This is a genomic window from Virgibacillus doumboii, from assembly GCF_902806455.1.
Classification (GTDB): Bacteria; Bacillota; Bacilli; order Bacillales; family Amphibacillaceae; genus Lentibacillus; species Lentibacillus doumboii.
The window spans coordinates 2915355-2935145 of the sequence record NZ_CADCWQ010000001.1; the positions used below are offsets into that span (position 1 = coordinate 2915355).

At 44.2% G+C, this 19791-nt stretch carries 15 protein-coding genes and 2 rRNA genes; 7 read left to right on the forward strand and 10 right to left on the reverse strand.

Features of this window, described 5'->3' with window-relative positions:
* Nucleotides 1–33 precede the first annotated feature (33 nt).
* From G6R02_RS14685 to G6R02_RS14695, 3 genes are all read right to left on the reverse strand, one after another.
* Nucleotides 34–3375: ribosomal RNA gene (locus G6R02_RS14685) — 23S ribosomal RNA — on the reverse strand.
* A 192-nt stretch (nucleotides 3376–3567) separates the two neighbouring features.
* A 16S ribosomal RNA gene (locus G6R02_RS14690) occupies nucleotides 3568–5132 on the reverse strand.
* The 16S and 23S rRNA genes sit together here, the layout of an rRNA operon.
* A gap of 516 nt (nucleotides 5133–5648) precedes the next feature.
* Nucleotides 5649–6524 carry a nucleotidyltransferase-like protein gene (locus G6R02_RS14695; RefSeq protein WP_164669987.1) on the reverse strand — a complete coding sequence of 292 codons (876 nt, stop codon included), beginning with the start codon at nucleotides 6522–6524 and terminating at the stop codon, nucleotides 5649–5651.
* Nucleotides 6525–6650: 126 nt separating this feature from the next.
* Between G6R02_RS14695 and G6R02_RS14700 the strand changes: the two genes are divergently transcribed.
* On the forward strand, nucleotides 6651–7046 hold the full coding sequence (locus tag G6R02_RS14700) for a YgzB family protein (RefSeq protein WP_164669988.1): 396 nt from the start codon (nucleotides 6651–6653) through the stop codon (nucleotides 7044–7046).
* Nucleotides 7047–7139: 93 nt separating this feature from the next.
* On the opposite strand, the gene perR is transcribed toward G6R02_RS14700, so the two are convergent.
* The 6 genes from perR to G6R02_RS14730 form a co-directional block, all read right to left on the reverse strand.
* The gene (gene perR, locus G6R02_RS14705; protein ID WP_164669989.1) at nucleotides 7140–7589 is read right to left on the reverse strand and encodes a peroxide-responsive transcriptional repressor PerR; all 450 of its coding nucleotides are present in this window, start codon (nucleotides 7587–7589) and stop codon (nucleotides 7140–7142) included.
* 185 nt (nucleotides 7590–7774) lie between these two features.
* Nucleotides 7775–8332 carry a cob(I)yrinic acid a,c-diamide adenosyltransferase gene (locus G6R02_RS14710; protein ID WP_164669990.1) on the reverse strand — a complete coding sequence of 186 codons (558 nt, stop codon included), beginning with the start codon at nucleotides 8330–8332 and terminating at the stop codon, nucleotides 7775–7777.
* A gap of 2 nt (nucleotides 8333–8334) precedes the next feature.
* The gene (locus tag G6R02_RS14715; RefSeq protein ID WP_164669991.1) at nucleotides 8335–9285 is read right to left on the reverse strand and encodes a D-2-hydroxyacid dehydrogenase; all 951 of its coding nucleotides are present in this window, start codon (nucleotides 9283–9285) and stop codon (nucleotides 8335–8337) included.
* Nucleotides 9286–9316: 31 nt separating this feature from the next.
* A complete protein-coding gene (locus G6R02_RS14720; protein WP_164669992.1) occupies nucleotides 9317–10006 on the reverse strand; it encodes a sugar transferase in 690 nt (229 codons plus the stop codon).
* 695 nt (nucleotides 10007–10701) lie between these two features.
* A complete protein-coding gene (gene bcp, locus G6R02_RS14725; protein WP_164669993.1) occupies nucleotides 10702–11169 on the reverse strand; it encodes a thioredoxin-dependent thiol peroxidase in 468 nt (155 codons plus the stop codon).
* A gap of 50 nt (nucleotides 11170–11219) precedes the next feature.
* Nucleotides 11220–11657, reverse strand: coding sequence for a potassium channel family protein (locus G6R02_RS14730; protein WP_164669994.1), 438 nt, complete (start codon nucleotides 11655–11657; stop codon nucleotides 11220–11222).
* A gap of 112 nt (nucleotides 11658–11769) precedes the next feature.
* Between G6R02_RS14730 and G6R02_RS14735 the strand changes: the two genes are divergently transcribed.
* From G6R02_RS14735 to G6R02_RS14760, 6 genes are all read left to right on the forward strand, one after another.
* Complete coding sequence (locus G6R02_RS14735) at nucleotides 11770–12471, forward strand: response regulator transcription factor (protein WP_164669995.1); 702 nt, start codon at nucleotides 11770–11772, stop codon at nucleotides 12469–12471.
* Nucleotides 12468–13466: a sensor histidine kinase gene (locus tag G6R02_RS14740; protein ID WP_164669996.1), complete on the forward strand. Its 999-nt coding sequence runs from the start codon at nucleotides 12468–12470 to the stop codon at nucleotides 13464–13466. Before G6R02_RS14735 ends, G6R02_RS14740 begins: the two co-directional genes overlap by 4 nt.
* Nucleotides 13467–13562: 96 nt before the next feature.
* Nucleotides 13563–14339 (forward strand): ABC transporter ATP-binding protein, encoded by a 777-nt coding sequence (locus G6R02_RS14745; RefSeq protein WP_164669997.1) that lies wholly within the window; start codon nucleotides 13563–13565, stop codon nucleotides 14337–14339.
* Nucleotides 14311–16230 carry an FtsX-like permease family protein gene (locus G6R02_RS14750; protein ID WP_246202577.1) on the forward strand — a complete coding sequence of 640 codons (1920 nt, stop codon included), beginning with the start codon at nucleotides 14311–14313 and terminating at the stop codon, nucleotides 16228–16230. The genes G6R02_RS14745 and G6R02_RS14750 overlap by 29 nt, the downstream gene beginning before the upstream one ends.
* A 21-nt stretch (nucleotides 16231–16251) precedes the next feature.
* Nucleotides 16252–17547, forward strand: coding sequence for a glutamate-1-semialdehyde 2,1-aminomutase (locus G6R02_RS14755; RefSeq protein WP_164669998.1), 1296 nt, complete (start codon nucleotides 16252–16254; stop codon nucleotides 17545–17547).
* A 159-nt stretch (nucleotides 17548–17706) separates the two neighbouring features.
* Nucleotides 17707–17883 (forward strand): hypothetical protein, encoded by a 177-nt coding sequence (locus tag G6R02_RS14760; protein WP_164669999.1) that lies wholly within the window; start codon nucleotides 17707–17709, stop codon nucleotides 17881–17883.
* A gap of 44 nt (nucleotides 17884–17927) precedes the next feature.
* Here the strand turns inward: G6R02_RS14760 and G6R02_RS14765 are convergent, their stop codons facing one another.
* Nucleotides 17928–19685 carry an ABC transporter ATP-binding protein gene (locus tag G6R02_RS14765; protein ID WP_164670000.1) on the reverse strand — a complete coding sequence of 586 codons (1758 nt, stop codon included), beginning with the start codon at nucleotides 19683–19685 and terminating at the stop codon, nucleotides 17928–17930.
* Nucleotides 19686–19791: the final 106 nt, after the last annotated feature.

Sequence of the window (19791 nt, forward strand, 5' to 3'; positions counted from 1 at the left end):
TAAGAGCTTTATATCAACGTCATCAATCATTTTTTAGTTAAGTCCTCGATCGATTAGTATCCGTCAGCTCCACGTGTCACCACGCTTCCACCTCGGACCTATCTACCTCATCGTCTCTGAGGGATCTTACTCACTCGAAGTGATGGGAAGTCTCATCTTGAGGGGGGCTTCATGCTTAGATGCTTTCAGCACTTATCCTTGCCACACGTAGCTACCCAGCTATGCTCCTGGCGGAACAACTGGTACACCAGCGGTGTGTCCATCCCGGTCCTCTCGTACTAAGGACAGCTCCTCTCAAACTTCCAGCGCCCACGACGGATAGGGACCGAACTGTCTCACGACGTTCTGAACCCAGCTCGCGTACCGCTTTAATGGGCGAACAGCCCAACCCTTGGGACCGACTACAGCCCCAGGATGCGATGAGCCGACATCGAGGTGCCAAACCTCCCCGTCGATGTGAACTCTTGGGGGAGATAAGCCTGTTATCCCCGGGGTAGCTTTTATCCGTTGAGCGATGGCCCTTCCATGCGGAACCACCGGATCACTAAGCCCGACTTTCGTCCCTGCTCGACTTGTAGGTCTCGCAGTCAAGCTCCCTTCTGCCTTTACACTCTGCGAATGATTTCCAACCATTCTGAGGGAACCTTTGGGCGCCTCCGTTACCTTTTGGGAGGCGACCGCCCCAGTCAAACTGCCCGCCTGACACTGTCTCCGGACCGGATCACGGCCCTGGGTTAGAATGTCCGTACAGCCAGGGTGGTATCCCACGGGTGCCTCCACCGAAGCTGGCGCTCCGGTTTCGATGGCTCCCACCTATCCTGTACAAGCTGTACCAACATTCAATATCAGGCTACAGTAAAGCTCCACGGGGTCTTTCCGTCCTGTCGCGGGTAATGTGCATCTTCACACATCGTATAATTTCACCGGGTCTCTCGTTGAGACAGTGCCCAAGTCGTTGCACCTTTCGTGCGGGTCGGAACTTACCCGACAAGGAATTTCGCTACCTTAGGACCGTTATAGTTACGGCCGCCGTTTACTGGGGCTTCGGTTCTACGCTTCGGCCGAAGGCCTAACGCTTCCCCTTAACCTTCCAGCACCGGGCAGGTGTCAGCCCCTATACTTCGCCTTTCGGCTTCGCAGAGACCTGTGTTTTTGCTAAACAGTCGCTTGGGCCTATTCACTGCGGCTCACTCGTAAGTGAGCACCCCTTCTCCCGAAGTTACGGGGTCATTTTGCCGAGTTCCTTAACGAGAGTTCTCCCGCTCACCTTAGGATTCTCTCCTCGCCTACCTGTGTCGGTTTGCGGTACGGGCACCTATGAACTCACTAGAGGCTTTTCTTGGCAGTGTGAAATCCGGAACTTCGGTACTATATTTCCCTCCCCATCACAGCTTGAAATCATTGGACGGATTTGCCTATCCAACTTCCTCACTGCTTGGGCGCACTTTTCCAGCTGTGCGCTTTCCTTATCCTACTGCGTCCCCCCATCATTCAAACGCTCATGAGGTGGTACAGGAATATCTGCCTGTTGTCCATCGCCTACGCCTTTCGGCCTCTGCTTAGGTCCCGACTAACCCTGAGAGGACGAGCCTTCCTCAGGAAACCTTAGGCTTTCGGTGAAAGAGATTCTCACTCTTTTTTCGCTACTCATACCGGCATTCTCACTTCCAGACGCTCCACCAGTCCTCACGGTCTGACTTCACAGCACCTGGAACGCTCTCCTACCAAACAGAAGTCAGATGCCAGAAATTAGAAGTCAGATTCATTTCCACTTTTGTATTAAGGAATAAATCTGTTTGCCTAACTCTTCATATTGCTGAAAGAGATACGTATATTTCTGTTCATCCAGATACTTTAGGTCTTTAGCGAAGTCTATCATTACCTTGACTTCATTATTAGAACCAAGTGATATTTTAAGGAACCGCTTGAAATCATTCACTGAATCCTTCTTTCCATATCCCTCCGCAATATTTGCAGGAATAGAAAGAGCAGCTCTTCTTATTTGTGCACCAAGTTCATACGTTTCAAAGTTGGGGAATTCTAAGCTGATTTGATGAACTTTTAAAGCAAGCTCATAAGATTGTTGATAAATCCTTAGATCTTTATAGTGTTTGATCACAGTCTTCCCTCACTTCTGACTTCCGACCTCTGGCATCTGACCTCTGCTTCCGCAGCTTCGGTGATACGTTTAGCCCCGGTACATTTTCGGCGCAGAGTCACTCGACCAGTGAGCTATTACGCACTCTTTAAATGATGGCTGCTTCTAAGCCAACATCCTGGTTGTCTGGGCAACTCCACATCCTTTTCCACTTAACGTATACTTTGGGACCTTAGCTGGCGGTCTGGGCTGTTTCCCTTTCGACTATGAACCTTATCACCCATAGTCTGACTCCCAAGGATACGTAGCTGGCATTCGGAGTTTGACTGAATTTGGTAACCCGGTGAGGGCCCCTCATCCAATCAGTGCTCTACCTCCAGTACGCCTACCTTGAGGCTAGCCCTAAAGCTATTTCGGAGAGAACCAGCTATCTCCGTGTTCGATTGGCATTTCACCCCTACCCACACCTCATCCCCGCATTTTTCAACATACGTGGGTTCGGGCCTCCAGTCAGTGTTACCTGACCTTCACCCTGGACATGGGTAGATCACACGGTTTCGGGTCTGCGACCGTATACTATTTCGCCCTGTTCAGACTCGCTTTCGCTGCGGCTCCGTGTCTGCCACTTAACCTTGCATACGATCGTAACTCGCCGGTCCATTCTACAAAAGGTACGCCGTCACCCATTAACGGGCTTCGACTACTTGTAGGCACACGGTTTCAGGTTCTCTTTCACTCCCCTCCCGGGGTGCTTTTCACCTTTCCCTCACGGTACTGGTTCACTATCGGTCACTAGGGAGTATTTAGCCTTGGGAGATGGTCCTCCCGGATTCCGACGGAATTCCTCGTGTTCCGCCGTACTCAGGATCCACTCCGGAGGAAACACGCTTTCAACTACAGGGCTCTTACCTTCTTCGGCTGACCATTCCAGGTCGATTCATCTAACGTATTTCTTGGTAACTCCAATGGAGTGTCCTACAACCCCAGAAAGCAAGCTTTCTGGTTTGGGCTGTTTCCGTTTCGCTCGCCGCTACTTGGGAAATCGCGTTTGCTTTCTCTTCCTCCGGGTACTGAGATGTTTCAGTTCCCCGGGTATGCCTCTTGTGCCCTATGTATTCAGACACAAGTACTGCTCCATTACGAACAGCGGGTTCCCCCATTCGGAAATCCCCGGATCGAAGTCTACTTACGACTCCCCGGGGCATATCGGTGTTAGTCCCGTCCTTCTTCGGCTCCTAGTGCCAAGGCATTCACCGTGCGCCCTTCTTCACTTAACTATCTTACAATGAATAAGCGTTACTAATAAATTAGCCTTGCTTTTAATTGATGTCGTTGATTACTCTTATTTAGTTTTCAAGGTACAAAAAGAGAGATTTACTCCCTCAAAACTGAACCAAACAACCACATATGCCCTTACCGGGGGGACTTCGTAAGAAGTCCTGCCCAGCGTTCCATCTAATTATCCTTAGAAAGGAGGTGATCCAGCCGCACCTTCCGATACGGCTACCTTGTTACGACTTCACCCCAATCATTGGCCCCACCTTCGGCGGCTGGCTCCAAAAGGTTACCTCACCGACTTCGGGTGTTGCCAACTCTCGTGGTGTGACGGGCGGTGTGTACAAGGCCCGGGAACGTATTCACCGCGGCATGCTGATCCGCGATTACTAGCGATTCCGGCTTCATGCAGGCGAGTTGCAGCCTGCAGTCCGAACTGAGAATGGTTTTATGGGATTTGCTTCACCTCGCGGCTTCGCTGCCCTTTGTTCCATCCATTGTAGCACGTGTGTAGCCCAGGTCATAAGGGGCATGATGATTTGACGTCATCCCCACCTTCCTCCGGTTTGTCACCGGCAGTCACCTTAGAGTGCCCAACTGAATGCTGGCAACTAAGATCAAGGGTTGCGCTCGTTGCGGGACTTAACCCAACATCTCACGACACGAGCTGACGACAACCATGCACCACCTGTCACTCTGTCCCCGAAGGGAACACTCTATCTCTAGAGCTGTCAGAGGATGTCAAGACCTGGTAAGGTTCTTCGCGTTGCTTCGAATTAAACCACATGCTCCACCGCTTGTGCGGGCCCCCGTCAATTCTTTTGAGTTTCAGCCTTGCGGCCGTACTCCCCAGGCGGAGTGCTTAATGCGTTAACTTCAGCACTAAGGGGCGGAAACCCCCTAACACCTAGCACTCAACGTTTACGGCGTGGACTACCAGGGTATCTAATCCTGTTCGCTCCCCACGCTTTCGCGCCTCAGCGTCAGTTACAGACCAGAGAGTCGCCTTCGCCACTGGTGTTCCTCCACATCTCTACGCATTTCACCGCTACACGTGGAATTCCACTCTCCTCTTCTGCACTCAAGCCCTCCAGTTTCCAATGACCGCTTGCGGTTAAGCCGCAAGATTTCACATCAGACTTAAAAGACCGCCTGCGCGCGCTTTACGCCCAATAATTCCGGACAACGCTTGCCCCCTACGTATTACCGCGGCTGCTGGCACGTAGTTAGCCGGGGCTTTCTGGTCAGGTACCGTCAAGGTACAAGCAGTTACTCTTGTACTTGTTCTTCCCTGACAACAGAGTTTTACGATCCGAAAACCTTCATCACTCACGCGGCGTTGCACCGTCAGACTTTCGTCCATTGCGGATGATTCCCTACTGCTGCCTCCCGTAGGAGTCTGGGCCGTGTCTCAGTCCCAGTGTGGCCGATCACCCTCTCAGGTCGGCTACGCATCGTCGCCTTGGTAAGCTTTTACCTTACCAACTAGCTAATGCGCCGCGGGCCCATCTGTAAGTGACAGCTAAAAGCCGCCTTTCAACTTCAACTCATGCGAGATAAAGTGTTATCCGGTATTAGCCCCGGTTTCCCGGGGTTATCCCAATCTTACAGGCAGGTTGCCCACGTGTTACTCACCCGTCCGCCGCTCGTTCCACAGGCGCTCACCCCGAAGGGTGATTGCCTGCTTCACGCGCTCGACTTGCATGTATTAGGCACGCCGCCAGCGTTCGTCCTGAGCCAAGATCAAACTCTCCAAAAAAGTTTGTATATGATTGACACCGTCAACCATATCATTGTCTTAGCTTTAAAAATTGATTCGAGGATCGAAGCCTTCATTCAGATTACTGTAATCTGACTTCCGACCTCTTACCTCTGACATCTGTTTGGTTGTTTTGTTCAGTTTTCAAAGAGCAAATTTCGTTGCCGCCTCTCAAAATGGCGACTTTATTAATATACCATCTTTTAAACACAAAGTCAATGACTTTTTTAAATCATTTTTAAAAGATGTCCGCTGCCTCAAAAAGCAACGATATATAATTTACCATGTTTTCCTCTCTTGTTCAAGAGGAAATTATTAGAAATCTGTCGGCTGAATTCAATATGAATTTTTGCGACGGATTTAACTTTACCATGGTTAATTTTTTAAGTCAATCATTATTTTTAATAAATGAATTTCCATTATTATACATAGCTATGGCTACCGTTCCCCAAAGAAACCGTAGCCAAACACACCTCTAAATCATATGCATGAAACACTTTTATGGTGAATGTAAAATCACGCCTCATGATTGACTCGATATTTCCGCTGGTATATTCCGACACCTTTTGTTTCAACTCTTTCCGCTGTGAGGATCCCTTTTTCTGTCAAATAACTGAGCATTGCAGTTAAATCCAATTGATATGGTGTAACGTTACTGTTCTGCTTCAAATAGCCATATGACCATGCACCATCTTTAGAAGCCATAATATCCAGCAAATGTTTTGCGGACACCTTTGCTCTTGTACTGATTGCAAAGTCAGCAGCTAAAATCATCAGCTGAAGCCGTTTATCTATTTCTTCATTACTATTTATTAGCTCTTCATATAGTTTATATACTTCCGGATCAATTTTTCTTACTTGATTCCAAAGTGTCACTTCCGGGTGGTATCCTTTTTCAATTACAGCGAGCCTTGCTAAATAATGCAGGGAATGCACCATTCGGCTGTAGGAATCTTTATATTGTTCCGATGCGTACAGGTCTTTCACTTCACTATAACTTTTGACCAGTTTTCCAAATTCCCTCGCTTTACGCAGATCTCTTTTTTCATGTGGAAAATTACGCATCTGGTCCCTTAACCGGGCTAAATATTCATTTCTGTCAAAAATAACTTTTCCATCCAATACCCACTGAACAGCTTTTCGGTTTGCACTTGTTTCGATCCATTCCATAAACAGGTATTCCGTTACTGTATGCAGTCCAGCTGTCTTATCATCAAATTCATAATGTTTTTCCTGCCATTGACTTTCTGCATCCTTTACAATAATAAGCAGGATGACATCAAAATTATCGGTGATTGGGCTGTTTGGTTTTGTTTTTTCAATGATAACAATTCCCAGTGTATTGGAATCACTGGCACGTTCCTGATATAACGGTCGTAATACATCTTCCATTTTATGAAGCCTCCATTAACATCGATACTATATATTTCGTTATAATTTTGTGAAATCCTTTTTTCATAAACAAAAAAAACATTAAAATATGCTATACTACCATGGAAAGGAATAAGGAGGACAACTATGGCGCAACAATTGGTCTATTCAAGTAAAATAAATAAAATCCGTTCATTTGCCCTGATCCAGATTTTTATTGGATTTGCTTTTATGTACGGTGGTATTTTAACAAAAAAAATCGAATGGTTAATGGTAACATTCTTTCTGATTGGTGTATTATTTGTGATTTTCAGCTGTGTCGTTTATTTCTGGATTGGCATGCTCTCGACGAAGGCAGTTCCGATTGTTTGTCCAAACTGCGAAAAGCCAACTAAGATGCTTGGACGTGTTGATGCATGTATGCACTGCAAGCAGCCATTAACACTTGATAAAGATCTGGAAGGTATGGAATTCGACGAAAAATACAACAAGCGAAAATATCGCAAAGCAGTGAAGGCTAAAGCGAATAACGATGAAAAATAAAATCCGTCATTGTGGCGGATTTTTTAAATCCTGCAGCATAATCAAAAAAATCCAGATATCCGTCATGCAGACATCTGGATTTTCATTATATAATCAGTGCTTTTGCGTTTGTACTTGCTGGCAGTCTTCACATTTTCCGTAAATCTCCATCCGGTGGGAGCTTACATCAAATCCCGTCACCTGTTCAGCCAACGATTCCACTTCATCCAATGTAGGGTAGTGGAAATCAACTATTTTGCCGCAATCATTACAAATAATATGATAATGCTCCGTTGTATTACAGTCGAACCGGCTGGATGAATCGCCATACGTAAGTTCACGAACAAGTCCAATTTCCCGCAATACACGCAAATTATTGTAAACTGTAGCAACACTCATATTTGGAAATTTCCCCTCGAGCGCTTTATATATATCATCGGCTGTCGGGTGAATCATCGAGTTAAGAAGATACTCAAGAACCGCATGACGTTGTGGTGTTATCCGTACGCCAGACTCTTTTAGGGTATCAATAGCTTCACGTAATTGTTTTTCAGACACCGTCATGCACCTCGCTTTCAATAATATGTGGAAGCCTAATAACATTCTTATATTATAATTCTTATAATTAGTGTACCCGCTCCTAAAGGATTCTGTCAATATAAGTGTATTGAGCCGTTACAGTTATTATTACCTGAAAACGAAAAACGAACGATTCCATATATTGAAAATCGTTCGCTGCTGGTCGCTGTCTATATATCCGCTTTTAATGGAATTTCGGTCCCACCAAGCTTTTGATTAACATACCGTGCTGCCACAAACAGGAAGTCAGAAAGCCGGTTTAAATACTGTACTACCAGTGGGTTGACATTCTCTTCACCCAATCCGACAGCTGTTCGTTCCGCCCGTCTGGTTACTGTTCTTGCTGTGTGCAATGCACTTGATGCGCTGTGTCCTGATGGCAAAATAAAGTTGCGTAACATCTCCAGGTCTTTATCCCATTCATCCATTTGCTCTTCAAGTTCCTTAATGTAGTACTCTTTCAGTTTCCACTTTACTTCCTTATCTGCTGGTGTCGCAAGTTCAGCACCAACATGGAATAAGATCGTTTGAACACGGTGCATTTTGTCCATAAATGCTTCTTTCTCCGCCCATTCTTCTTTATCGAGAAAGCTTAAAGCGAGTCCTATCATTGAATTCGCCTCATCACAGGTTCCATACGCCTCCACCCGCAAATCAGTCTTTGGAACACGTGAACCATAGATAAGTGATGTTGTTCCCTTATCGCCTTTTCTTGTATAAATCCGCATGATTAATACCCCCTGGTTACATCAATTTTATTTACATAATGATTGCTGTTTTCCATATACGCTTGCAGGTTCTTTTCAAAAATATCCAATGCACGCGTCAGATAATGTGGTGAAATTCCTGACATATGCGGAGTAACCGTTATATTCTCCTCTTCCCAAAACGGATGGTCATCCGGAAGCGGTTCGGTTTCAAACACGTCCAGGACTGCATGAGCAATTTCTTCTTCACGTACAGCTTTTAAAATTACATCACTTGGAACGACATCACCGCGGCCCATGTTCAAAAACACCGCATGATTCGGCAGCATTTGAAAGTGTTCGCAGGAAAAAAAGTTCGCAGTCTCAGGCGTACTTGGCAGGACAGATACAACAAAATCCGCTTCCGGAAGTACTTTCGCAAGCTCTTCAGACGTGAAGTTTTGATCAAAAAATTCCACAGACCGTCCGCTTCTCGATACGCCATATGTTTTCATCTGAAATGCCTTTGCCAACCGGGCGACTTCTTGTCCAATCGCACCGGTTCCGGCGACAACCATCGTTTTACCGGTAATTTCCCGCATTTTCACCGAGTGATCCCACTCTTTGGCTGTCTCTTTTCTTATCATTTCCTTGCCCTGGCGATATACTTGAAGCAGCATAAATATCGCATATTCCGCCATCGGAGTCTTATGGATTCCTCTGGCATTTGTAACAAGGATGCCCAGCTCATGTATTGCTTCGAACGGCATCTTGTCCATTCCCGCTGAAAGTACCATGATCCATTTCAGCTGTCGTGCCTGACTGATTATGTCAGCAGTAAGATCTCCACCATATGTAAGCATAATTTCCGCTTCATTGATATGTTGCTTTGCCTCATCGATATTATCGCAAAAAATGAATGTCAGGTCCGGATATTTTTCCATAAGTTTTACTTTGTGCTTTGTTGAAAGTTTGGCTGAAGATACAATACGCAAGCCACTACCTCCCCACTTTCACTATTTATCTCTATATTAAACGTTTCCTTGGGAAAATTCCATCATGAAAAAATCGTTTAAACGTGCGATACAAAATAATCATATCAAATTTGATTGAGCGATTTTTAATATAAAAAAGGTCGTCTCTGATTTTTTGATCGTGATTTTTATTCGAATTGCCGTTAACCTGTGCAAACCCAGTTATTCCGGGCTTCACCCGTAGTCTCCCAGCCTGATAACGATTGTAATAATCAACGATTTCCACTATTTCCGGGCTTGGCCCAACCAGACTCATATCCCCTTTAAGCACATTATAGAGCTGTGGCAGGCCATCAAGATGAAATTTTTTTAAGCCTCTTCCTGTATGTGTCAGATTTTGATATGAGTCACGGTTAAAATAAAACCGGTTTGGCACACCGCTGTTCCATGTATCAGGAAATGGATGTGGAGGTAAGGCACGAATTACTTTTGACGGATTAGTCAACGTGCGAAACTTCCATAATATAAATGTCCGATCGTCTTTTCCAACACGGGCCTGACGGAAGAAGACCGGTTTTCCATCTTTCTTCATAATCCGGTAAAAAATCAATAGTAAAAACGGGCAAAGGAGCAGCAAAAGTAAAAAGCTTATGGTTATATCGATTACTCGCTTTGCTGCGAAAAACTTACTAAATCGTGGAACTGAGGCTGACCTTGAACGAACATTTTGACGTAATTCCATACGAACACACCCCGCTTTATTAATGTAATCAATACATCTTATTCTGCAGGACATGCCTCTATAACAATGACACATAAAAATAATATATTTGTAAAAAGAAACTCTATCGTAAAATTCGTTGTTCTTTATCTTTTACAGTTGATATTTACTGCGAACTACTTTGAATGGAATTGAGTGCTACAACACCGCTGCGGAAATACACTTCGCTTTCCGTGGGCGGCTGCCCGGCCCTCTTCGTGCATGCGCACTCAGTGGTCTCACCCAGGCCTTTCCTCCCACAGGAGTCTCAGCGTATTTCCTCCGCTGGTTATTCATTTTTTATTTTGATATGAAGAGCAAGTTTAAATAAAACCAGCAGCTGGAATATGCGAGACTCCTCGAAAAAGAAAAACACTTTTTCTTCGTGCGATGTATCGCTGACGTATCCTTCCTTGTCCTGTGGGAAGTACAAGTTAGGCGAGACCCCGCAGACGAGGAACGAGTTGAGGAGGGCTCGGCACTTGCCCACGGCTAAGAAGACACTGCGAAAACGAACTTTTTGAGCAGATGTCGCCTTGGTACCCGGAGGTGTGAAAGCGAGTATATTCCAGCTGCGGTGGTCAAAGAGCCTCACTAACTACTGCGAACAGATTTAGTTCGCAGTTTATATTTTTAGGTAAAAAAACAGCCCACTCAAATGGACTGCCTTTTACATGCTATTTATTTTCCCGAATAAACTCCAATGCTTCTTCCACATGGCCATCAACTTTTACTTTACGGAATTCTTTTTGCAGATTGCCTTCTTTATCAATGATAAACGTGGATCGTTCAATACCGTAATATTCTTTTCCGAAGTTTTTCTTAAACTTCCATACGTCATAATCCTCCGCTACTTTGTGATCCTCATCTGCCAGCAGCATAAAAGGAAGATCATGCTTGTCTATAAATTTCTGATGGCTTTCGACCGGGTCAGGACTTACCCCAATGATAACTGCATCCAGTTCACTGAAGCTTTCCTTTGCATCCCGAAAATCACATGCTTCCGTTGTGCAGCCCGGTGTCATATCTTTCGGATAAAAATATAAAACAACGTATTTGCCTTTGTAATCAGATAGACTTACTTCTTTTCCATACTGATTCAGCAATGTAAATTGTGGCGCCTGATTACCTACTTCTACGCTCATCAAAATCCCTCCATACAAAATTTCGATTGTATCCACTATAGCATATCAAACTACTCGTCTCTATTTTCTTGATTCGACTGTACGAGCCGCAGTACAAATGCAGTCGGCAAAACATAGCCGATCAGCGCCTGCACAAGTGCAATAAACCGCCCTATTCCAATCGGTGTAATATCGCCGTAACCAATCGTCAGTAATGTTACGCCGCTGAAATAAAGTGAATGAATGACGGTACCGATGATACTCACTTCCCTCAGTTCGCCATTCTCAACCAGGAGAATATGGTTCATTGACAGTACAAAATAAATCAGTCCAAATCCCAGAATAACAATCAGATAAATAATTAACAATGTATAAAAAATTTCAACTGAAAAACGGCTGTCCCGCATTTCCATTCGAAACCGGAGTTTTCCACCCCGAATAAAATCAATCAGGCTGGCTAGCACAACGATGCAAATAGCAATGAAAACAATCCATGGAATGATTTTCATAGATATCCTCCATTCTACCCTATTCATATGCTCATCCACCCGGTGAATTGTCATTTATTTTTTGGAACCAATACGATAGGATATAACTAGATGATAGAGGAGATGTTTTCCAATGAAGCGGATTTATTTAGTTGAGGATGATCCAAAAATAGCAGGATTACTCAAAGACTATCTGACCAAATATGAATACGATGTTACGATTGAAAAATCATTCGACAATATTACGGAAGAATTTAAACAAACGGATCCACACGTCGTATTGCTCGATATTAATCTGCCGCGCTTTGACGGCTTTTACTGGTGCCGGCAAATCCGCAGCATATCAAACTGTCCAATCATTTTCATTTCGGCGCGGGACAGTGGCATGGACCAGGTTATGGCGATTGAAAATGGCGGGGATGACTATATTACCAAACCATTCGATTTCGATGTTGTACAAGCCAAAATTAAAAGTATCATCCGGCGTATTTACGGGGAATATGCAACAACGAAGCAATCAGAGACACTAAGCATTGATGGTTTACATGTTAATTTGACTGCATTGGAAGTCACTTATCAGGGAAAAACTGATTTCCTTACGAAGAATGAATTTATTTTACTGAAAGCATTTGCTGAACAGTTGAATAACGTTTTATCCCGGACACATCTGTTGGAAATGCTCTGGGATGATGAACATTTCGTCGATGATAATACATTATCTGTAAATATTACCCGTTTGCGAAAAAAACTGGAGGATATTGGTGTTCACGACAGCATTCAAACGGTACGGGGTGCAGGCTATAAAATGGTTAATACGTGGAGTGACCAGCAATGAAAGACTTTCTGAAGGACAGCCAGCCGTTCATACTCTTTTATTTTTCACAGGTCATTCTTGTCATCCTGATCAGCCAGCTTGCTCTTGTGAATACTGGAAATTCAGCTGACTTTAAAACAATAGCCTACATAGTACTCCTGTCTGCAAGCTTTTTGGTCATATTTCTTGTGTATCGATTTATCAAGTTCCGCGAATTCTATATAAAACGGGAAAATACATATTTTCCCGAACCACCAAACCGACTGCTCGAACACGTTAAAACATTGACCGAAAACGACCATCGTGAATATCAGCAGGAGATAAACAATTTACAGCAGCAAAAAGAACTGGAATTCAATTTTATGCAGCAATGGGTCCATCAAATGAAAACGCCGGTCTCGGTCATGTATTTAACCTTGCAGAAAGAGCGCATGCAGCTTCCGGAAGACTTTTCTCATAGTATGCAGGAGGAAATCGAACGGCTTCAACAGGGACTCGAGCAGGCATTATATCAATCAAGGCTGCAAAAATTTGATCGTGACTTTCATGTGCAGAAAGTATCACTTCAGCAGCTCGTCCGGACTTCCATCAAGGATTTCAAATCGAGTTTCATCCGTAATCAGGTTTTCCCGGAGACTGATATTGATGAAAATATCAACATCGCAACCGACCCGAAATGGCTTGGCTTTGTACTCAATCAGCTCCTTTCCAATGCGATTAAATACTCCAAACCGGATTCGGAAAAAATAATGGTTCAAGCGACGGAAGATGATAGTACGGTTCGGCTTTCTGTCAAGGATACTGGTTACGGAATGCCCTCTCAGGACGTTGCACGTGTATTTGATCCGTTTTTCACGGGGATTAATGGCCGGAAATTTCGTGAGTCAACCGGGATGGGGCTTTATCTTTCCAAGCAAATATGTGACGCACTCGGGCATGATATTTCCGTTCAATCAGAAGAAAGTGAAGGCACAACAATCACCATTACGTTTGAGACGAACCTTACGACAATGTAAGGTTTCTTTTTACGCCTGAAAGGAAAATCGATGGTCGTTATGTTTATTTTTCCGTAAACTTGATGACAGGAACTTTACGAGAGGAGCTATGGCGAAATGACTGTTCTGAAAGCCACCAATCTATCTAAAATATATGGCAGCAAACGTGGAGTTCAACATGAAGCACTGCACGAGTTTAAACTAACTGTTCAAAAAGGTGAATTCCTCGGCATCATGGGACCGTCCGGAAGCGGGAAAACAACATTATTGAACCTGCTGGCAACGATTGATAAGCCTTCATCCGGAAAAATCGAAATCAACGGGACGGACGTCACCCGTTTGTCCAAAAATAAACTGGCCAAATTTCGCCGCACGGAAATGGGATTTATTTTTCAGGATTATAATTTGCTGGATACACTGACTATCGGCGAAAACATCCTTCTCCCGCTGACACTGCAAGGTGAAAAAGTAAAAGAAATGGAACGCATGCAAGTCATCGTCTCCAAACAACTGGGGATCGACAAAATACTGAATAAACGAACCTTTGAAGTTTCCGGTGGACAGATGCAGCGCGCCTCCATTGCGCGGGCGATCATTCATGACCCGGCAATTATTTTTGCTGATGAGCCGACGGGAAATCTGGATTCCAAATCATCCGGACAGGTCATGGGCGCAATGAGTAAACTGCAGCAATCCAACGAGACAACAACCGTCATGGTGACACATGATCCATATGCAGCAAGTTTTTGTAAACGGGTCATTTTTATTAAAGACGGAAGACTGTTCAACGAAATTCATCGGGGTGACAACCGTCAGACATTTTTCCAGGATATTTTGAATGTCCAGTCACTCTTGGGAGGTAGTAATGATGACCTTCACTCAATTCGCTTTTAATAATGTCAGACGGAATACCAGACAGTATTTGAGTTATTTTCTGAGCTGTACATTTGCAGTGACGATTTTCTTCATGTATGCGGCGGTTATTTTTCACCCGGACATTGCAGGAAATGAATTTAGGGAAAATGTTCAGCGTGGAATCATCGCCAGTGAAGTGATTATATACTGTTTTTCATTTTTATTTGTGCTTTATTCGACAGGTGCTTTTATAAAATCACGGATGAAAGAATATGGACTCCTGACAACGCTCGGTATCAGCAAAGGACAACTGCGGCGGATGCTGCTTTTGGAAAATACATTGATCGGACTTGTGTCAATCGGCGCAGGTTTGTTGCTCGGTACACTGTTGTTGACATTATTTTTAATGGTATTTGCCGCGATTCTGGGAACCGGAGATACATTGCCGTTTCATTTGCCGTGGCAGGCAGTTGTGCTGACGGCCGGTCTATTCTTTGTCATGTTTGAGTTTAACACGCTGGCTGTTATTTGGACGATACGGACCAATTCCATCATGGATGTTTTCCGCGGTGCAAAAAAGCCGAAAAAGGTGCCGGGGTTTTCCTGGATTGTGAGCCTGCTAGCTCTGGCAGCTATTGGCGGGGCTTATTATCTTGCCTATACAGCTGATCTCACAAGTATATTTTACCGGATGTTTCTAATACTTTTTCTGGTTATTCCCGGCACATATTTTCTGTTCACCCAGTTCAGCGTTGCTTTGATCAGCCTGTTAAAAAAGAATAAGCGTTTCTACTTTAAAGGGTCAAACCTGCTCACGATGTCTGATTTATCGTATAAGATGAAAGACAATGCCCGACTGTTGTTTTTTGTGACAATTTTAAGTGCGGTGTCATTTACATCGTCCGGGGTTCTGTATGGTTTATTTCAAGGAATTGAAGAAGAAGCTGAACGTTTTCTGCCACAGGATGTAACCTTAATCGGCCAGGATAATACGGGGGCGAAATCCTTCAAACAGGAAATAAACAATGTGGAGCAGCAATTTTCCAAGAATGATATCCCGTTTGAAAGTTTTCAGACCCAAGCAGTTAAGGTTAAAGCCGAGTCTGATTTGAACGACTGGAATGACACGGTCTTTTCACTTTATTCGTATTCTGACTACAAACGATTGACGGCTTTACAGGGAAAAAAAGTTGACTTTCAAATTCAGTCGGGACAGGCTGTTATGCTGATGCAGGATGTTACACTTCGGTTTACGCGAGACCTTCCGAAAGAATTAACAATTCAAACAGCAAATAAAAAAATAAGTACTAGTATTGATGTAAAAGAAACACTGCTGAATGCCAATCTGTATTTCAATATGTCGATTATTGTACCGGAAGACGTTTATACCGACTTCCTGAAAACTGCTAAGGATACCGAGTCATTCCACTATTATTCCATGAATATCCCGAACTGGCCGGCCCATGCTGAAGAAATAACAGAGATTCTCGCTTACGTCGACAGGGAGATTGCTTATCCGGATTCAAGCGCAAGCTTTTATATGACAAACAAGGAAGCTTTCTCTTATACATTCTTTTTTGGTATATTTATTAGTGTCCTTTTCTTTTTGGCAGCGGGATCAATTCTCTACTTCAGGATGTACCAGAACATTGATAAAGATCTGGAACACTTTCATTCTTTATACCGGATTGGTTTTACAGACCAGGAAATGAAACGGATCGCGACCACACAGCTTGGGCTGATGTTTCTCATTCCCTTTGTTGTTGCGGTTATTCACGCAGGGTTTGCATTTAAAGCATTGCAGAATATGCTTGTTTCATCCGTACTATTACCGAGTGTGATGATCATTTCCCTGTATTTTATCATTCAACTAATCAATTTTATTGTCATCCGGAATATTTATACTGCCAAGATTAAGAAAGTAATGTAAGTATAGGAGGCATTATTTATAATGGATTTTTCAAAATCAAAAGCACTTCATGAGGAAGCACTTGAACATATTGTCGGCGGAGTGAACTCCCCGTCCCGCGCATACAAAGGAGTTGGCGGCGGCACTCCGGTTTACATGGAACATGCGAAAGGTGCCTGCTTTTGGGACGTTGACGGCAATAAGTATATCGATTATCTGGCAGCGTATGGTCCGATTATTACCGGACATGCCCACCCGCATATCGCGGAAGCAATTTCTTATGCTGCGACGAATGGAGTGTTGTACGGTACACCGACAAAGCTTGAAAATAAATTTGCCAAGATGCTGAAGTCAGCAATTCCGTCATTGGAAAAAGTGCGATTCGTTAATTCTGGTACGGAAGCGGTCATGACGACTGTCCGGGTTGCTCGTGCCTACACTGGCAGAAATAAACTCATTAAATTTTCAGGAAGCTACCATGGCCACTTTGATTCGGTACTGGTTGAAGCTGGTTCCGGACCGGCTACATTGGGTACACCAGACTCAGCGGGTATCCCGGCGGCTGTCGCTGAAGATGTAATTACCGTGCCATTTAATGACGTGGACGCTTTTCAGGAAGCTGTCGATCGCTGGGGTGACCAGATTGCTGCCGTATTGGTAGAGCCGATCGTTGGTAACTTTGGAATCGTTGAACCCCATGAGGGATTTCTGCAGGCTGTTAATAATATAACACACGATGTCGGTGCACTGGTCATCTATGATGAAGTCATCACAGCATTCCGCTTTACATACGGAAGTGCCCAACAGGTTTACGGAATCGAACCTGACATGACCGCAATGGGTAAAATAATCGGTGGCGGACTACCAATCGGCGCATATGGCGGCCGTCAGGATATTATGGAACAAGTTGCACCACTCGGTCCGGCATACCAGGCAGGTACTATGGCCGGAAATCCTGCATCCATGGCGTCCGGAATTGCCTGTCTCGAAGTCTTGCAGGAAGACGGCGTTTATGAACGGCTGGATCAGCTAGGTAAACGTCTGGAACAGGGCATTTTGCGTAAAGCTGCCGAGTTCGGTGTGCCAATCTCGGTAAATAGATTATGTGGCGCATTAACCGTCTTCTTTGGTGATGGCAAGGTATCCAACTATGACCAAGCCGAAGCAAGCGACGGTGAAGCATTCGCTCAATTTTTCCGTCTGATGCTTGAGCAAGGCGTTAATTTGGCACCATCCAAATTTGAAGCATGGTTTTTAACCACTGAGCATACCGAAGCAGACATTGATGATACCATTGATGCTGTTGGGCATGCATTTCGCCAGATGGCTGGAAAATAATTGCGATCTAATGCACTCTCCCTAAATGGAGGGTGCTTTTTTGTGCCCTTCTACTTATATAATCGTGTGTGATGCTGTAAAAGTGGCATATTTTTTAATAATATTAATGCCACTTTTTGTGGTTGGGGTTCGATTATAATAGTAGGAGGGGGATTTAGTTTGGAGGCATCACGTTTTGAGGGGGTGCTCGCATGTTTAAGAGGCGTACTCGCACGTTTGGGAGCCTTGCTCGAACATATAACAGTTTCCCACATGGCACCCACCACCGCATCCCCAAACCGTTTCATAAAGAAGTTTTTCGGCAGCAGCCGAAAATCAACATTATATAAAAATTAAAAACTCCCCCACATCTACCGTGGAGGAGCTATAAATTAACTAATTTAATTCTCATGATCATCCAAATTCTGTACCTGATATAAATCATAATAATGCCCTTTTCGTGCCATCAACTCGCTGTGTGATCCAATTTCTTTAATCTCACCATCTTCAATATGCACAATCCGATCGGCATGTGTAATCGTGGCAAGACGGTGTGCGACGATAAATGTTGTGCGGTCGGATGCGAGTCGTTCCACAGCTTCCTGGATAATGTGTTCGCTTTCCAGATCGAGTGCGGATGTTGCTTCATCAAAAATCAGGATTGGCGGATTTTTTAAGAAAACCCGTGCAATCGCGATTCGCTGTTTTTGACCGCCGGAAAGTTTAACACCGCGCTCACCGACCAGTGTATCGTAACCATATTGCAGTTCTTGGATAAAGTCATGGGCATTTGCTGCTTTTGCTGCAGCAACTACCTCTTCGTCGGTTGCATCGGGGTTCCCCATCCGAATATTCATCGCAATGGACTCACTGAACAGCGTGTTATCCTGTAACACCATGCCGATATTATCTCTCAGCGAGCGGGCTTTCACATCGCGAATATCGGTGCCATCCACTCTTATTGACCCGCCCGCTACATCATAAAATCTTGGAATCAGGCTAATTAACGTTGACTTGCCGCCACCGCTCATTCCGACAAATGCTATTGTTTCACCCTGTCGAACCTGAAGGGATACATCCTGCAAAACAGGTCCTTCCTCTTCTTCATACTGGAATGTTACATTGTCGATATCAACTTTTCCATCGACACGACCAAGTTCTTTTGCATCTTCCTTATCAACAATATCGTACTTTTCATTCATTAGTTCAAACACACGATCAATTGATGCAATCGACTGCGTCAGAACCGTTGAGGAACTGATCAATCGTCTAAGCGGGCTATAAACTCTATCCATATACCCATAAAATGCAGCCATTGTACCTACTGTCATATTTCCTTCGATAACCTGATACCCGGCATACGCAATAACCAGTAATGGCGCCACGTCGGTAATCGTATTCATGACGGCGAACGTTTTGGCGTTCCAATCGGTATGGTTGAGCGCCTTCTGCAGAAAGTTTTCATTCCGTGAATCAAACTGGTCCTGCTCATAATCTTCCAATGCGAAACTTCTCGTTACCGGAATTCCCTGAACACGCTCATGCAAATGCCCTTGCACCTCAGCAAGCGCCTGCGAACGTTCTCTTGTCAGTCTTCTGAGTCTTCCATAAAAGAATTTGACACAGAATCCGAATATCGGGAACAAAATGATAGCAACAATCGTTAGGCCGACATCCATTGTCATCATAATTCCGATAGCAATCAAAATTGTAATCATATCCAGCCAGATATTCATTAGTCCCGTAACTACAAATGTTTTCGTTTGTTCGACATCATGTATTACCCGGGAAATAATTTCCCCGGTTTTTGTCTGAGAATAGAACCGTAAACTCAATTTTTGGATATGGTCAAACAGCTTATCCCTTACATCATAAAGAATTGTGTTCCCGACCCATTGAGCTAAATATTGTCGAAAATATTCAATCGGCGGACGTAGAATAAGAAATATCACAAATGCTCCGCCCATCAGCCAAAATAATTGCTCAATCTTTGCAGCATCCGACAAATCTTCCCCATTAATTATATTGTCGATGACATACTTTAAAATCAGCGGCATCAGGAGCGGTATGCCAAACTTCAGGATCCCGATAAAAACGGTTATTAAAATTTTCCATTTATATGGTTTAACAAATTGTAAATACTGCTTGATACTGCTCATTTTCACTACGCTTCCTTATTATTTTTATTGAAAAGAAAATCCTTGCTACGTTTTTGTAACAAGGGACGATTCTTCACGCTTCTTGCATTATAAGACTTTACTCTCG

Coding starts and splice junctions, on each gene's coding strand:
- G6R02_RS14695 (WP_164669987.1), bottom strand. CDS start 6,524: ATGGAAGATGTATTACGACCGTTATATCAGGAACGTGCCAGTGATTCC.
- G6R02_RS14700 (WP_164669988.1), top strand. CDS start 6,651: ATGGCGCAACAATTGGTCTATTCAAGTAAAATAAATAAAATCCGTTCA.
- perR (WP_164669989.1), bottom strand. CDS start 7,589: ATGACGGTGTCTGAAAAACAATTACGTGAAGCTATTGATACCCTAAAA.
- G6R02_RS14710 (WP_164669990.1), bottom strand. CDS start 8,332: ATGCGGATTTATACAAGAAAAGGCGATAAGGGAACAACATCACTTATC.
- G6R02_RS14720 (WP_164669992.1), bottom strand. CDS start 10,006: ATGGAATTACGTCAAAATGTTCGTTCAAGGTCAGCCTCAGTTCCACGA.
- bcp (WP_164669993.1), bottom strand. CDS start 11,169: ATGAGCGTAGAAGTAGGTAATCAGGCGCCACAATTTACATTGCTGAAT.
- G6R02_RS14730 (WP_164669994.1), bottom strand. CDS start 11,657: ATGAAAATCATTCCATGGATTGTTTTCATTGCTATTTGCATCGTTGTG.
- G6R02_RS14735 (WP_164669995.1), top strand. CDS start 11,770: ATGAAGCGGATTTATTTAGTTGAGGATGATCCAAAAATAGCAGGATTA.
- G6R02_RS14740 (WP_164669996.1), top strand. CDS start 12,468: ATGAAAGACTTTCTGAAGGACAGCCAGCCGTTCATACTCTTTTATTTT.
- G6R02_RS14745 (WP_164669997.1), top strand. CDS start 13,563: ATGACTGTTCTGAAAGCCACCAATCTATCTAAAATATATGGCAGCAAA.
- G6R02_RS14750 (WP_246202577.1), top strand. CDS start 14,311: ATGATGACCTTCACTCAATTCGCTTTTAATAATGTCAGACGGAATACC.
- G6R02_RS14755 (WP_164669998.1), top strand. CDS start 16,252: ATGGATTTTTCAAAATCAAAAGCACTTCATGAGGAAGCACTTGAACAT.
- G6R02_RS14765 (WP_164670000.1), bottom strand. CDS start 19,685: ATGAGCAGTATCAAGCAGTATTTACAATTTGTTAAACCATATAAATGG.